15 protein-coding genes are annotated in these 14,685 nt (G+C 48.5%); 6 read left to right on the top strand and 9 right to left on the bottom strand.

The window, feature by feature from the left end:
- Positions 1–325: 325 nt before the first annotated feature.
- Entirely contained in the window at positions 326–760 is a 435-nt protein-coding gene (locus AC50YG_RS14845) for an Hsp20/alpha crystallin family protein (protein WP_338551915.1), read from the bottom strand.
- 210 nt (positions 761–970) lie between these two features.
- Between AC50YG_RS14845 and AC50YG_RS14840 the strand changes: the two genes are divergently transcribed.
- From AC50YG_RS14840 to AC50YG_RS14815, 6 genes are all read left to right on the top strand, one after another.
- Complete coding sequence (locus AC50YG_RS14840) at positions 971–1,210, top strand: spore germination protein (protein WP_046229873.1); 240 nt, start codon at positions 971–973, stop codon at positions 1,208–1,210.
- Positions 1,207–1,410: a spore germination protein GerPB gene (locus tag AC50YG_RS14835; protein WP_046229874.1), complete on the top strand. Its 204-nt coding sequence runs from the start codon at positions 1,207–1,209 to the stop codon at positions 1,408–1,410. Before AC50YG_RS14840 ends, AC50YG_RS14835 begins: the two co-directional genes overlap by 4 nt.
- 17 nt (positions 1,411–1,427) lie before the next feature.
- A complete protein-coding gene (gene gerPC / locus AC50YG_RS14830; RefSeq protein ID WP_494827716.1) occupies positions 1,428–2,087 on the top strand; it encodes a spore germination protein GerPC in 660 nt (219 codons plus the stop codon).
- Positions 2,080–2,295: a spore germination protein GerPD gene (locus tag AC50YG_RS14825; protein ID WP_473757735.1), complete on the top strand. Its 216-nt coding sequence runs from the start codon at positions 2,080–2,082 to the stop codon at positions 2,293–2,295. Before gerPC ends, AC50YG_RS14825 begins: the two co-directional genes overlap by 8 nt.
- Complete coding sequence (locus AC50YG_RS14820) at positions 2,292–2,750, top strand: spore germination protein GerPE (protein ID WP_494827714.1); 459 nt, start codon at positions 2,292–2,294, stop codon at positions 2,748–2,750. Before AC50YG_RS14825 ends, AC50YG_RS14820 begins: the two co-directional genes overlap by 4 nt.
- A gap of 245 nt (positions 2,751–2,995) precedes the next feature.
- Complete coding sequence (locus tag AC50YG_RS14815; RefSeq protein ID WP_099521728.1) at positions 2,996–3,088, top strand: dihydroorotate dehydrogenase; 93 nt, start codon at positions 2,996–2,998, stop codon at positions 3,086–3,088.
- A gap of 160 nt (positions 3,089–3,248) precedes the next feature.
- Here the strand turns inward: AC50YG_RS14815 and AC50YG_RS14810 are convergent, their stop codons facing one another.
- The 8 genes from AC50YG_RS14810 to AC50YG_RS14775 form a co-directional block, all read right to left on the bottom strand.
- Positions 3,249–4,925, bottom strand: a complete 1,677-nt coding sequence (locus AC50YG_RS14810; RefSeq protein ID WP_494827712.1) for an extracellular solute-binding protein — start codon at positions 4,923–4,925, stop codon at positions 3,249–3,251.
- A 35-nt stretch (positions 4,926–4,960) separates the two neighbouring features.
- Positions 4,961–6,376 carry a response regulator gene (locus AC50YG_RS14805; RefSeq protein WP_494827710.1) on the bottom strand — a complete coding sequence of 472 codons (1,416 nt, stop codon included), beginning with the start codon at positions 6,374–6,376 and terminating at the stop codon, positions 4,961–4,963.
- Positions 6,369–8,123 (bottom strand): sensor histidine kinase, encoded by a 1,755-nt coding sequence (locus AC50YG_RS14800; RefSeq protein ID WP_473757739.1) that lies wholly within the window; start codon positions 8,121–8,123, stop codon positions 6,369–6,371. The genes AC50YG_RS14805 and AC50YG_RS14800 overlap by 8 nt, the downstream gene beginning before the upstream one ends.
- 261 nt (positions 8,124–8,384) lie before the next feature.
- Positions 8,385–10,172 carry a type 2 periplasmic-binding domain-containing protein gene (locus AC50YG_RS14795; RefSeq protein ID WP_494827708.1) on the bottom strand — a complete coding sequence of 596 codons (1,788 nt, stop codon included), beginning with the start codon at positions 10,170–10,172 and terminating at the stop codon, positions 8,385–8,387.
- A 114-nt stretch (positions 10,173–10,286) separates the two neighbouring features.
- The gene (locus AC50YG_RS14790; protein ID WP_341278376.1) at positions 10,287–11,186 is read right to left on the bottom strand and encodes a carbohydrate ABC transporter permease; all 900 of its coding nucleotides are present in this window, start codon (positions 11,184–11,186) and stop codon (positions 10,287–10,289) included.
- 27 nt (positions 11,187–11,213) lie between these two features.
- A complete protein-coding gene (locus AC50YG_RS14785; protein ID WP_341278377.1) occupies positions 11,214–12,167 on the bottom strand; it encodes an ABC transporter permease in 954 nt (317 codons plus the stop codon).
- 283 nt (positions 12,168–12,450) lie between these two features.
- On the bottom strand, positions 12,451–13,245 hold the full coding sequence (locus AC50YG_RS14780) for a Cof-type HAD-IIB family hydrolase (protein WP_494827706.1): 795 nt from the start codon (positions 13,243–13,245) through the stop codon (positions 12,451–12,453).
- A gap of 132 nt (positions 13,246–13,377) precedes the next feature.
- Positions 13,378–14,568: an MFS transporter gene (locus AC50YG_RS14775; RefSeq protein ID WP_494827705.1), complete on the bottom strand. Its 1,191-nt coding sequence runs from the start codon at positions 14,566–14,568 to the stop codon at positions 13,378–13,380.
- Positions 14,569–14,685 lie beyond the last annotated feature (117 nt).

Genomic DNA, 14,685 nt, shown 5'->3' with positions numbered 1-14,685 from the left:
TGTAAAATTATTTATTTACCATTATTTAATAAAAATAAATGCGAAATAAAGAGCAGCTCAATAGCTAATCCGCTCTCCAATCTTTTAACCTATCTAATAGAAAAATGTATGACACATATGTAATCGCTTTCATTTACTCCTCTTATTATGGGATATCCATAAAACAAAAAACAACGTTCATATTTTTACATCACCTGCATTCCTTCTCTTCTTGAGCTTCAGGACCCCCACAAGGAAGCCTCGGCAAGAAGTAAACAGGCTCTCCTTATTTCTTTTTAAGTTTGTTGTTCTCTAAGGTCGCATCGTCTTATACCCTGCTTCTACACTATTCCCGCCACCGAATATCCGCCTCATAATACTTCCGGCTCACCGGCCGCTTGCGCAGCTTCACACGCAGCTCGCCATCCTTCACAATTGCTCTGCACACACGGGCGCGCACGCCAACAGGCAGCTTTATGATTTCTTTCCGATTGCCGGGCAGCCCTTCCACACGCAGGCGGTCTTCCTTTACCCATAAACGAAGCTCTTCCGAGCGCACATGTGCGGGAAGCGGGTATTTGACGATGATAAATTGCTCACTCTGGGAAAAAGAGTACGGCGAAGCCTGCTCCGCAATTGCTCCGGCAGCTTCAGGCAGCGCTTTGGTCATCATTTTGCGCACGAATTGCTCCACCCAATCTGGCTCACGCAGCACATCAAACCCTTTAGGCAGCTTCTGCCCCTCTACCCAGCGTTCGAGCTCATCCCATTTAGAATCCATCGTTTACCTCCCGCCTCCCAGCCTCTCTCCACTATATGCGTCACCCAGCTAGGCGGATACTTCTTAGCTGCTTCTGCCGCAAAACAAAAGTAAGAAGACATGGCTTTTCCGTTTGCGCAAGGTTTCAACACCATATCTAGCAGGGAACCTCTGGGCGAATGCCGCATACGATATTATAACCATACGCTTAGCAGCAAGGAGGTCTTTGCTATGCCCGCTATAGTCGGCTTTGTGAAAATCGTTAGCGTCGGCTCCAGCTCCATCGTCCAGTTTGGCGACGCCGTGCAAATGTCGCCCTCCAGCACTTCCAAAACCTATGCTGGCTCGGGCTCCTTCCTTACCGGAAGCCTGACGAATTCCAACAACGCCGTAAGCGCCACAAATACGCTTGATCCAGACGTACAGGACGGCACGCAAAATGAAGTAGCAAACGGGGTCAATATCGTATGAATTGGACCGTTCATCAGACGATTACGATTCATCAGCTCCGCGTGGACAGCGTCTCGAACAGCTCTGTCCTGCAAATTGGCAGCGCAGGCTCCATTCGCTCCTTGTCCCAGCTGTATAATACGGGCGGCTTCACCGGTCCAGCTGCCCAGCTGGGTGGAGAAAATCCGCTCTCCTTCGTTCCGCTGCCTAATCCGACCTAAGACAGGAGGTTTCAACGATGCAGCAGCAGCCGAATCAGCTGTCTCCATGGCAAGCCTGGTCGCTTGACGTCGCAAGGCAGCTCCAATCCCAGCAGGAAAGCATCACTTCGCTCGAGCAACAGCTTGCGGCCATCTGCGAGCAGCTCAAAAAGCTTGAAGCGAAGCCTACTTATAATGTGGAAAATTTGCAGTACCATTTTGACCAATTGAAGGTAGAAAAGCTTGAAGGCACGCTCAATATCGGCATGACGCCACAGGGATCGCCGGATATGAATGGCGACATTGAGCAGATGGCCGTATCCAAGCCGCTCGTCTATCCTGCTCCGCCTAATGGCGCAGCTCAGCCATCGGATCCCTATGCCCCGATACAAAATGATTTGAATCAGTATATTGATAACGAAGGCGCGCAGAAGCTGATGCAGATGGAAAAGCAATTTTGCATGCCGCTCGATCCCCATCATCGCAGACTCATTCTGTCCGATATCCGCAGCCAAATGCCCGCTCGCATCCAATATTATGCAAGGTCGCTGCCGCGCCAGGATGGGGTTAGCGAGGAAACCGCTGCCCAGCAGAACAGAGCCGAGGTATTCGCCAAAACAGCTCGCGATGCTGACGCGGCCATGCTTCAATATATGCAGCAATTACAGAAGGGAGGCGTAAGAGAAACTCATGATTAAATTTATTGTTCACAATGATTGCCTGAGCGTTGGTAAAGTTGACATACTCGGCGTATCCAGCGCATCGCATTTCCAGATCGGCGATAGCGATTATGTTACGTTGTATTCCATTTTTGATACGCCGCCCGAATCCGTAATCGTTGGCCCACTCGCGCCTTTTCCCGAGCCGGGCGGCGCCAGCAGCGCTGAGGGAGAAGGAGCGGAATGACCTTTCCACTCGATTATCCTATTCGCACAGCTGAGGTCGGCATTTTGACGATTGTAAGTGCCTCAGGAGCCGCCATCGTCCAGCTTGGAGATCGCGGGCAATCGACGCCAAAGCTTCGCGCGCTTGCCCTTCAGCGGGAAATAGGCCATGACCAGGCAGGCGATGTTTATTTTGAATCGTATGATCTATACACCCAGTCGTTTCCGAGCTTTGATGATTTCGACGGCCCGGCTAAAGACATCATCCATACAAAGCGCACCAATCATTGCCCGCGCATTGTGGTTGGCTGCGTATATATTATTGCCATTGGCTCATCAGCGAGCGTGCAAGCGGGGAATGCGATGGAAACGATCGCCGAATCGCGGATTAAACATATTCGCCAGTTTAAGCGTCCCCTTCCAGTTCCAGGCATCGGCTGCCCGCTTCCTCCGGTCAAGCCTGCGCTATATAGGTGAATGGCAGCATAGACAACAGCTGTGCGGTACGAATTACCCGCAAGGCAAAATGCCCTTGCCAAGCTTATGTTCTCTCAACTAGGCATTAGCTGAAAAGCAGATGTGACGGTACAAACGTCCAATTTTCCCACACACCTCCGGCATATATTAACCTTGTGAACGAAAGCTTCACACTAACAAAAACATTCAGGAGGTTGTTAATAGTGGGATACCCTGTAGCAGGCGCTAACGTAGGTTGCGGTCCAATCGCGGGTGCCAACAGCTGTTGGACAAATACGGGCACAATTCTCGTTCTCTTCATTTTGCTTGTTATCATCTTGCGTACCTTCTGCTTCTAAGCCTAGTCACACCATTGCACGTTAGCGCATAATGAAACAGCTTGCTTTTAATCCAGCTTCATCTCAGCAGCATTCGCTAGTAAAAGGGTAGGCGGATACAGACACGGCAATAACCGGCGGGGGGCATGGGGCCCTGCCGGTTATTGCTGTGCGTGCCTAACTATTGCTCGGAAGCAAGCTCTGCTATTTCCTTCGTAATCTCATCCCCGCCCTGCATGCGCCACTGCTTGACGAATTCATCAAAGCTGTCCAAGCTTTGGTCGCCAACAATTATTTTCAAATAGGTCTCATTCTCCAGCTGCTCAAGTGTCGCCCATTTCGCGCCCATTGCCGGGGTGGAGCCGTAGAAAACACTGTTCACTTTAATCATGGGCGTTTTTCGGATGACACCGACACCATATTCATAAGCTGCTGCGGGCTTCCATGCATCCAAATTTTTCTTCGGGTTTTGATGCTCAGTCTCCGTCATTTCATACAGCTGGTAAGTGTCAGGATCAAGCGTCGCGGGATCATGCCGGCCTTCCAGCACGCTCTGCAGATTGTCATACCGCTTGTCTACCGCATCCGAATAATCAAGCAGCAGATCGAACGGATAATAATGGCGCAGCTGCACACCGGACTGAGACGCATATTCATCCAGCCACTGGGTTTCCTGAATGTTCGGGTCCAGCCGCCGCTCCAGTCGGGTAAATACATTGAGCAGCTTTACGACCGCCTCAGGATATTCGTAGCCTTTACGCACCACGAGATAACGATCCGTTACCGGTGCGGTATGTGTTACATACTCCCCATTCGCATCCAGCGGAGCCGCATAAGCGCGCCACTCTGCTTTCGTATCCTGTGCTACTGCTTCTGAGAGCGGCCAATAAGGCATCCACCACGGCCCAAAAAACATCCCTGCCCTGCCGTTCACGATGGGCTCCTCCGACTGCTTGTACAGCACAAACTGATTATCTATCAGTCCCTGCTTGTACCAATCTGCCAGCTGGCCGAGCGCAGCTTTGCTCTCGGGCGTAATTGAACCGTATACGACATTGCCGCCTGAATCCCGCGTCCAATTTTTCGGGAAGGCATGGAACGCATGAAAAATAGAATCAAAACCGCTTGGGTTCGGCTTCTGTCCAAATACGACAATTTTGTCACCGGCTATACCAACGGTATTCGCCTTGCCGTCGCCATCAGGATCACGCTCTACGAAGGCACGGGCGATCTCCTCAATATCACGCAGCGTCTTCGGCGGCTCCAGCCCCAGACGATCGAGCCAATCCTGGCGGACCCAGAGAAGGGTAACTGCGTCCATCTCAATCGCCACATTAGGCAGACCGTAAAGCTTACCATCACGCGAAGCTTCCTCCAGCGCCTTGCCGCCCGAAGAGGCGTAAATATCGCGTACCAGCTTGGAGCTGTAGGCCGCGTACGTACCCGTTAAATCCTGAATCATATCATTGTCGATAAGCTTCCGCAGCTGGGCGCGGTCAACGACCATCGCATCAGGCATATCATTGCTCCCAATAGCAAAGCTGATTTTTTGCTCAAAAGCCTCTTCGCCCTTCGCTTCCCAAGCATGAACCACCTTTATATTCGTCAATTGATCCAAGTAGCGGGAAATGGGGTTGTTGTCATTGGTGTCGCTGCCGGACAAGCGGGATTCGGGAATTTTAAACCCTACCCGAACGCTGATCCGCTCTGGCATGCTCCCATAAGCGAGCGGCTCTGCGCTGCTGTCCGCCAGTGCTTCTCCCTGCAAGCCAGCCGTCTGCGCTGGGCTATTATTGCCTGTACAAGCTCCCGTCAGCAGCAGCACAGCCATTATAAGCAAAGCTACTCTCGCTCTCATTAATCACCCTCCATTCCCCTTGGATTGCCGCTTGCTTAACCGCCCGTACGCACTCGCTCGGCGCGAAACTCGCTAGGCAAGCTGCCCACCAGCTCCCGAAACAGCTTGCTAAAATATTTATCATCCTCAAAGCCTACCGCGCAAGCAATTTCGTAGACTGGCATTTCTGTCGTGAGCAGCAGTTCCTTCGCGCGCTCCATTCTTATGCCGCGAAGCATGACGCCAAAGGGCATCCCAGCAAAACGGGCAAAGCAGCCGCTAAAGTAGCTCCGGCTCATTTTCACATAATCCGCCACATCCACCTGATTAAGCTTGCCGGCCGCTTCACGGCGAATGTAGACCGTTGCCCGCAGCATGCACTGAAACACCTCTTTGGAAAGCGACAGTTCCAGCATTCTGCGCTGGGCATAATCCGAGAAGCGGCGCAGCCAGCTTTTAAAGTCCTGCCAGCAGCGCGAACGAATGAGCTCTGCGCGAAGCCCTTCCGCCTCACTTGGCTGCATCAGCAGCGCGGACCAGGTCTGGCATAGGTTTTGGCCAAATTGCATGAGCTGCTCCTTGCTCGCCCGCAGCTGCTCCAAGCGGCATATGAGCGTTTCCCAAGCAGTAGGGTAAAGCGCCCAGCGCAGATCAGCCATGTCAGCATCAAGCAGTTGAAGCTGCACCTCTTGATCAGTTGCTGCCGTAATCCGCTGCAGCTCGGCAAAACTCAATTGAATTCTGTCATGCTGGCCGGTCGCCATATAAAACATCACGGCAGCAAAGCGCTCCTCCAGCAAACGCTTCACATCTGCCAGCTCCTTCTCTTGAAGCCCCGTAACGATAGCATAATGAAACCTGCCCTTTAACAGCTGAGCCAGCTCCCGCTGCCAGTCCGGCTCTGGGGTCAGATGCAGCAGCGGGATCAGACATAGTCCATTCAGCTCAACCAGCGAAAAATTCTTCAAGGCTGGATGCCGACACAGCTCGTCTTTCCCTGCACCTTCCGTTAAGGGATAGCACACCAGCGCAGCATCCGCCTTCAACCGTTCCGATGCGCCGCTCAGCTCCGCTCCTGCTCGAAAGCTGCTTTCCCACCGAAAGCGCTGGGCAATTCTGTGCATCACTTCATCCGCTTTATCGGGCTCCAGCAGCGTCTTCACAATATAATCAATCGCTCCAAGCCGCAGCGCCTCCTGGACATAATCAAACTCATGATGGCAGGTCAGCACGACGCTGCGAATAGCGGGAAAACGCTGCTTGATTTGCTCAATAAGCTCAAAGCCGGATAGCTGCGGCATCGTTATATCGGTGAATACAAGATCGACCTCCGTATGCGTGAGTAGCTCCAGCGCTGCTTTTCCATCCGCCGCCTCGCCAACGATTGAAATGCCAAACATCGACCAGTCAAATAACGATATAAAGCCTTTACGCACCAGCCGCTCATCATCGACTACAATCGCTTTAATCATCGAACTCCTCCTTCGCTTTACGTGGAATCACGATGGTTACTACCGTTCCTTGACCCAGCTCGCTCTCAATGCAAAACTGCATCTGCCCATTATAAAATTGCCGCAGCATCCGGTTCACATAGGACAGTCCGATGCCAAGACCTCGCTTCTCCTTGCTGTCATCACCGGACAGCAGCTTTGCAATCGTCTCCGGCTTAATACCCGAGCCATTGTCCTCTACCCGCAGCAGCATCTCCGCAATGCCGACAGGCTCTATCGTAATAACGATGCGCCCTGTACGGTCGCTCATCCCATGGTAAATAGCATTTTCGACGAGCGGCTGCAGCAGAAAACGCGGAACCGCAACCTGCAGCACCTCATCAGCAACGTTAAGCTGAAATTCGAATTCATAATCATAACGAATGCGCTGCAGCTCCATATAATTCGTCATCGCTTCTATCTCTTCATTAACGGTTACGATCAGGCTTTGCTTGCCCAAATTATAATGCAGCACCTTGACGAGCAGCGTGACCAGCTTATCAATTTCCTTCTGCCCATTCATCCGGGCCAGCCACTGCACGGTATTGAGCGTATTATGCAAAAAATGCGGATTGATTTGGCTCAGCAGCTTTTCAATTTCAAATTGCCCTTTTTGCTTTTCCTTGTAGGCGACCTCGGCAATCAAATCATTAACCGTCGTTTTCATATTTTGAAAATTGTTAAGCACGAAGTCAAACTCCTCGACATTGGTAAAAGAAACCGGGCTTGTGCGGTTTTCCGCCATGCGCACAATTTCTACATTGACCTTGCGCAGCGGGCGATAAATTTGCTTCCAAATGAACAGCGCCAGCAGCAGCGCGAAGACGAGCGTGGAACAACCCAGCACAAGCATTTTGCTAAGCCAGGCATACATTTCGCTGTTGAAAGCTGATTTGCTGACAACAGCGATAAGCTGCCAGCCTTGGGCGCTCGGATAACGGAACAAATGATAATCCGCTACCTCCTTATGCAGCTCGGGAAACCCGGCATCTACCGCCTCCCGCACCTGCACCGGCATGCTTTCATCCTCCATATACGTCATGCTGCCCTGCTCATTGACGAGCACATGTGTAACCTTCATACCGTAGGTCTGCTGCTGCAAAATACTGCGAAATAAATTGTAATTCGTTTCCAAATAAATATACAGCTTCTGCCCGCCGTCTACGCGAACGATCCGCTGCTCAGAAAACACCATATTGCTGCTGGAGCTGTACTGCGTTTGATGCGGCCCATAATAATCCGCGCCATTATAATGAATAAACAAGGGCAGCACATTGCTGTCAAAGTTCGGGTTCATTGCCAGATTGGAAAACAGCACCGGATTTTCTTCTCCTGGCATAATGTAAGCAGTCAAGCCCAAATAGGGATTCGTAAAATTAAAGAGATTGATTTTCTGATCGATAGCGGTCATCATTTGTGATTTTCGAGAAATTTGCCGCTCCTGCAAAAAATCGGAAACCTCGTCTACAATTTGACCATCGAGCGCAAATTGCTTGGAGGCAAAATCAAGATTGTTGATAGCGTTTTCAAGATTAACCGCCTCTTGGCCCAGGCTGGCGCTAATTCCGCTTTGAATTTTGTTGGAGAAAATCGCATAGATGGAGGAATACGTCAGAAAGCCGACCAGAACGAGCGGCAGCAGGCAGCCCAGCATCACATAAAATATTAATGTGCGCCGCAAGGAACGGGCCGCAAAGCGGTTGTGAAGCACAGGATGTTGTGCTGACATCGCGGGCTGATCCCTCTCTTTCAGGCCTATCACTGACAGACTTGTATGATTGACGATCTTTTACTAGAGTTAGAAAATCTTGTTATTATCTTACGATTGGCTTGCCATTAATGCAAGGGGGGAATGGACGCTTTTCGCGATTTCCCTTGCCTCAGGACGTAATTAGCCCCGCCAGTTGGCGGGGCTATAAACGATGCAACGATTAGATTCTAAAACCTTTAGATCCTATGCTGCTATTACCTACTGCCTACTACCTGCTGACTACTGCTTGCGGTAGCCGAAGACTTTCTTATTTTGCTCGACGTTCCACGCCAGCACCTCATCATAGCCAAGGCCCTTCGCCTTGTCGAGCATTTCCTGGCGCAGCTTATTGAACTCGGCTTCATTTTTCGCATAAACCATTTTCCACGAAAACTGCTTGATTACCTGTGCCACTTGGCCGCGCTTCTGCTCCAGCTCATCGCTGATGACAGAAGGTGGCGTGCCAGTGAACAGCGGACGCATAATGGCCAGCTGATTATTTTTCTCCAAATAATCCTTAGCCGTCAGAGCGCCGCCCATCGCAGCTCTCCAGTCTTGATCAAGCTTCGATGGCGATTTTTCAAGCGTCGACTGCCATAGATTATAATCATACGGCTCGCCGTTGTCGGGGTTAATATTCGTGTTTTTGAAGGTAGAATTGTTCAGCTGGCTCATGCCGTCCTTCCACGTGCCTCCGCCAAACTCCTCCGGTACCTCTGTATCATTTGCTGGAAGCGCCTGCTCGCCGAATGCAGTCAGAACCGGCTTGCCATCCTTCAGCTCCCAGTTAAGACCTTCTGGTCCATTGGAGGAAATCATATTGCCTTCTGGGCTGTACAGCCAGTCAATGAGCTCCAGCACGCGATCAGGGTGCTTTGTTTTTGAACCAATCGCCCAAACGCGGTTGCCTCCGTAAGGGTCATAGCCATAAGAGAACGTCCGCTCTTCCTTGAACGGAACGAGCGCAAAACCTTTTCCTTCTGCCATATGCTCAGCCGTATTGTACGTATCATCGAGCCACGGGAAGAACGTGAACAGCAGCTGGCCGTCCTTCATTTTATTTACTACATCCTCAAACTTCTGCGTCATGGAATCTGGATCGACAAGCCCCATTTGATTCGCGTCAAAATAAAGCTTGAGTCCGCGCATGTAATAGCCGTCTTCATCCAGCACGCCTTGATATTCATCCTTGTCGGCCGAAACGAGCGAGAAGCCGCCTGGGTTAAAGCCGTCTCCTTCGTCAAAGCCGTGAATGCCTGCCCATGCTTTCGTCAGCACCATCATATTGCCATCCCAATCTGCCCACATTGAGAACGCATAGGTCGGACGGCCTGATTCGCTCTTCGGCTCCAGCTCCTGCATTTGCTTGAGCACCGGCAAATAATCCTCCATCGTATTGATTTCCGGTCTGCCCAGCTTCTCATACAAGTCCCAGCGCAAATTCGGGTTGTAGGTCAAATCCTTCGCTTCGGACGGGCCAGTCTTGTCATCGCCAACATCGAAGCCGATGCCGTATACGCTTGAACCGCCGCCAAAGTTTGCTTTATTTTTCTCAATCGCCTTCGATGCATATTTCAAAATATTTTGGCCTTTGCTGTCCAGCAGGCCGTCCTTCGTCCAGTCCACAAGCATTCCTGCTTTAATCGAATCCAAATACTTCTGGCCGTCATCGCCGAAAATAACTAAATCGCCGAGGTTGCCTGCTGCCATCATCGTAGCAAATTTGACGTCGCCTCCGCCTTCGAGGTTCGAAGCAATAATATTCAAATTAATATTGAATTTATCTTTAATGACTTTGGCAAACCAGCCTGTCTGCTCCCCCGAGAAATTGGACAGCATCGAGAACACATCTAGTGTAATTTCTTCTCGCTGGCTGCTGCCTGCTGTTTCGGTTGCTCCACCCGCAGCTGGAGCTGTGCTAGCCGTGCTGGCCGGCCCGTTGTTTGTGTTCGATGTACAGGCTGCTGTCGATACGATCAGCATCGTAGTCGCTAACAGCAAGGAAAATGTTTTACGAAATGATTTCAATGCAGTTGCCTCCCTTTTTTATTCATGCTTATGCTCGACCTCCGACTTCGGCAGGCCACCCCCTTTCAATGCATGCACATAACGGATGACTGATAGCTCAGAGCTATCTCGCCCTTACCCTTTAACAGCGCCAATCATAATGCCTTTGACAAAATACCGCTGGAAAAACGGATAAACGAACAAAATCGGAAGGATGACAATCATCGAAACCGTCGTTCGTATGGAGGTCGCGGTCTGCTTGTTCGTCAGGTCGATATTGCCTACCGCTCCTTGGGAATTGCGAATAATCGCGGCAAGCGATGTCGACTCGTTCAAATACTTGTAGAGCACAAATTGCAGCGTAAACAGCTTGCTGTTTGTCATTAGGAACACGGTGTCGATAAAGGAGTTCCACTGGCTGACTGCCGAAAAAATCGCGATTGTCGCCGCAATCGGCGTAATGAGCGGCATAATGATTTTGCTGAAAATAACGAAGTAGCCCGCCCCGTCCATTTCCGCCGACTCCTCCAGCACATCCGGTATGGATTCCACGAACGTTTTGACGAGAATGACATAAAACGGTGAGACGACTGCTGGCAAAATATACGCCCAAAAGTTGTTCGTCATATTCAGCTTCATCATAATGATGTACCACGGAATGATGCCCGCATTAAAATACATCGTAATGATGACAAAACGGTACCAGAAGCTTCTGGCCCACATTTTGCGCTTCGTAAATAAATAACCGAGAAAAGCCGAAGCCGCGACGGTGAGCAGCGTGCCAATAATCGTTCTGCCGCCCGAGACAAGCGCTGCCTGCGCCAATCCCTTTAATTGCAGCACCTGAATGTAGTTGTCAAAATGAATCATTTTCGGGTACAAGGTAACAAGTCCCCTGGCGCTGAGATCATTGCTGCTGATCGTATTAATAAACAGATAATAAAAGGGAAACAGGCAAAGCAGCGTAAACAAAGTGAAAAATCCGTAATTGCAAATATGGAACAGCCAGTCCCCAAGCCGGCGTTGCGTGTGCATGCGCCTCCTCCTTTCCTCTCGCTTAAGTTAGATGATCGATTCCCCGCGGACGATTTTGGACAGCTGATTAGCAAAGAACAGCAAGACGATGCTTATAATCGATTTGAGCATGCTGATCGCCGTTGCAAACGAGAAATTGAAGCCGAGCATTCCCGTGTTGTACACATACAGGTCAAGCACCTCGATATGATCTTTGTTAATCGCATTTTGGAAGACGAAAAATTGCTCCATGCCGTTGTTAATGAAATTAGCGATGGAAAGCAGCAGCAGGACAAAATACGTCGGCATCAGCCCCGGAACGGTAATATGCCAGATCATTCGGAAACGGCCCGCGCCATCTACCTTTGCCGCATCGTATTGCTCCTGGTCAATGGAGGAAATGGCCGCGATATACATAATGGCGCCCCAGCCCAGCCCTTTCCACAAGCCCCACAGCGTCATCGCCAGCCAAGTATGGTCGTCCTGAGCCAAATAGTTAACGCCCATCTCCTGAAATCCGAGGGCAATCATCCATTTATTGACGACGCCGCTATCTACCGAAAACATCATGAAGGCTATCGAATAAACAAGCACCCAGCTGATGAAATTGGGCAGCGTCGTGAGCACCTGTACCGTTTTCTTATACCAGGTCGTGCGAATTTCAGTGAGCATGATGGCAAAAATAACGGGGAACACCGATGTTAAAATGCCGAGTGTACTCATCGCAAGCGTATTGCGCATCACCCGCATGACCTCTTGCGTCTGAGTCGGATTGGAGAAAATCGCCTTAAACCACTGCAGGCCGACGAATGGCGTCTCCGATAGCGGGAACCCTGGCCGATAATTGTAGAAGGAATATAACCAGCCGTACAGCGGAAAGTAGCTAAACAATAAAATCAGCACGAGGAACGGAGAAGCAAATAAAAACAAACGGAATTTGTCCGGTATTAAGCTGCCGCTGCGCCGAGACATCGAGCTTTGCGGACGGATAGCCGCCTTCATGTAATCCCTCCTGTAAAGATGTCGCAACCGCCTGCCAGGCTTTTCGTTTTCAGTAAGCGCTTACTAAAAATGAGTTCACCAGCACCCAGCGGTTGATCTTGCCTTTAGTTTAGCCTGAATAGCCCTTCAGCAGAGAGTGACAGCTGTTTCAGCTCGAAAGAATGTCGTTTGGTATATTTGAACGAAATTCTCCCATTAGCGAACCAAATTCCTACCTTCTCCTTCTTGCCTATTGACAAAATAAAAGCCACATGGCGTTTACACCCCATGCGGCTTGGAAATTTTAAAAACAATATTTTTGCAAGGCGTGGTACACACCATCCTCATTATTTGACAATGTAATATCGTCTGCCAAACGCTTTAACTCCTCCGGAGAATTATCCATCGCGATGCCAAGCCCAGCAGACTCCAGCATCGTTATATCATTATAGTAGTTTCCAATCGCTAAAATTTCCGCTTTCTTTACGCCTCTCTGCTCGGCTAGGCTTTTCAAGGCATTTCCCTTATCAGCTTGAATATTCAACACATCAATAAAGGTATCCGCCGACCTTGTAATATTCAGCTCCTGGCTCAAGAGGCTTAAATCGATTTGCAATTGATTTAATTGTTCACTTGTACCAATACAGGTAAATTTAATTAAAGGATCTGCCAGACTATCAAATTGCGGGAGCGATCTAGGATGAATATAAAAACTGGCGTATATATCACCTATTTCTTTACTCATCTGCTCCACCTTATCCACATAAAGATCAAACGGCGTGTTAATATCAAAATGAATCTGGTGTTTTCGACAATAGCTCATAAAGCTTTCAAGCTGAGGAGCGTTTATCGCATATTGATTCATAATCTGGTTATTTTCAAAATCGATCGTAATCGCTCCATTGAACGTTATGCCCACACCATTTATGCCAATGATATCCGTATAAAATTTTGTGCTTGTCGGCCCTCTGCCGGTACATAATACGACTTCAGAGCCTAATGAGGAAAGTTCCTTAATAATTTCTATACTTTTATCAGAAATAATATGATTATCATTTAATAAGGTACCGTCCATATCAATTGCGATCAACTTATACATTGCTGAAAAATTCCCTCCAGTTAGTCCTTATTTCTAGTATGTGCATATTCGCCTTCCAAAAGTGGCTGCAAATTTCCATTTATGCTTGAACCATTATATATAAAAGTTGCATAAATTTCCACTCCTATTAAATCAACCTGCAAATTTCTTCTTTTCCTCTACTTCTGAGGTTATGACAGCCGAATCCGCTTGTTTTCTTAAAGCGAAAAACCCTACCAAAGCGATAAACACGGACAATGCAGCAAATACATACATATAACTTCCGCCATAATTTTGCTGAACCGCACCGCCTATGGACCCTCCCAAAATGCCCGATACGCCTAAAAATATCATAGCCAGCAGCGATTGGGACGTTGTCCTAAACTGCTTTGGCACCACTAATACCATATAATTTACGGCTGATGCCCAAAACAGACTGTAGGTTATCGCTTGAAACAGCTGTAAAACTAAAATGATATAAGGCTCGCTCGTATACACATAACAAGCCCATCGAATGATATAAAACAAAGACGCTGCAATAATCAGCTTTAAGGGATGGAACCATTTCAATAATTTAGCCGACATATAAAAACCAATAATTTCACTCAAACCAATAATGGCCCATGCCCATGAAATCATAGAATCGTTTGCGCCCATTTCTTTAAAATATATGGAGAATAAAGCATCATTCATGCGATGGGGAACCGCTAAAAATAATAAAAAAATCAAAAATATAAATATTCTTTTATTCCCTATTAACTGTACAAGGTCTCTCCAATTAAAGCGGCTATTCTCCTGTCCATCCACTTCATTTAAATTAAATAAGATAAGGATGGCGGCAAGCCAAATCGGAAAATAGATTTTTATTAGGGCATCTAATCCTCCAATACGCTCAAAATAGGCGCCAAGAAAGACAGCTACTATACAAAAGCCAATAGAGCCCCACAATCGGATCGTACTGTATGTACTTTTAAAATTTTCGGCCATTTTTACAGTCAGCGTGTCTACCAATGGTATGGCGGAAAGGAAAAACATAAACAAAGAAACGACAAAAACAACCGAAAACAGCTTGCTGCTTATATAAAACAAGCCAACTGCACTAATTCCTGTCAAGCACCATAGAAGCAATAAAATCCTCTTTACTGCATGCCATTTATCGCTTATAAAACCTACAATTGGTTGAAGAAAAATCGCAAAGAAGGGGCCTACCATAAGCAGCAGCCCAATTTGAGCTATGCTGAAGCCTCTCTCTGAAAGCAGTAATGGAAGGTAGGGAAGCAGAATGGCAAATGTCGAAAACACTAAAAAATTTAAAGCTTTAATTTGAATCATTACTTTACCCATAGTCATCCTCTATCCTATGCTAGTTTGTTGTACTGCACAAGCGTAAATAGCTTTGCCGTCCTCTAGCGGCAAAGCTTTCGTTTCGAAGGTGGAATATAGAGAAAGGATAGCGAAATG

This window comes from Paenibacillus sp. J31R34, from assembly GCF_059383715.1.
This window is presented reverse-complemented; position numbering and strand designations above follow the sequence as displayed.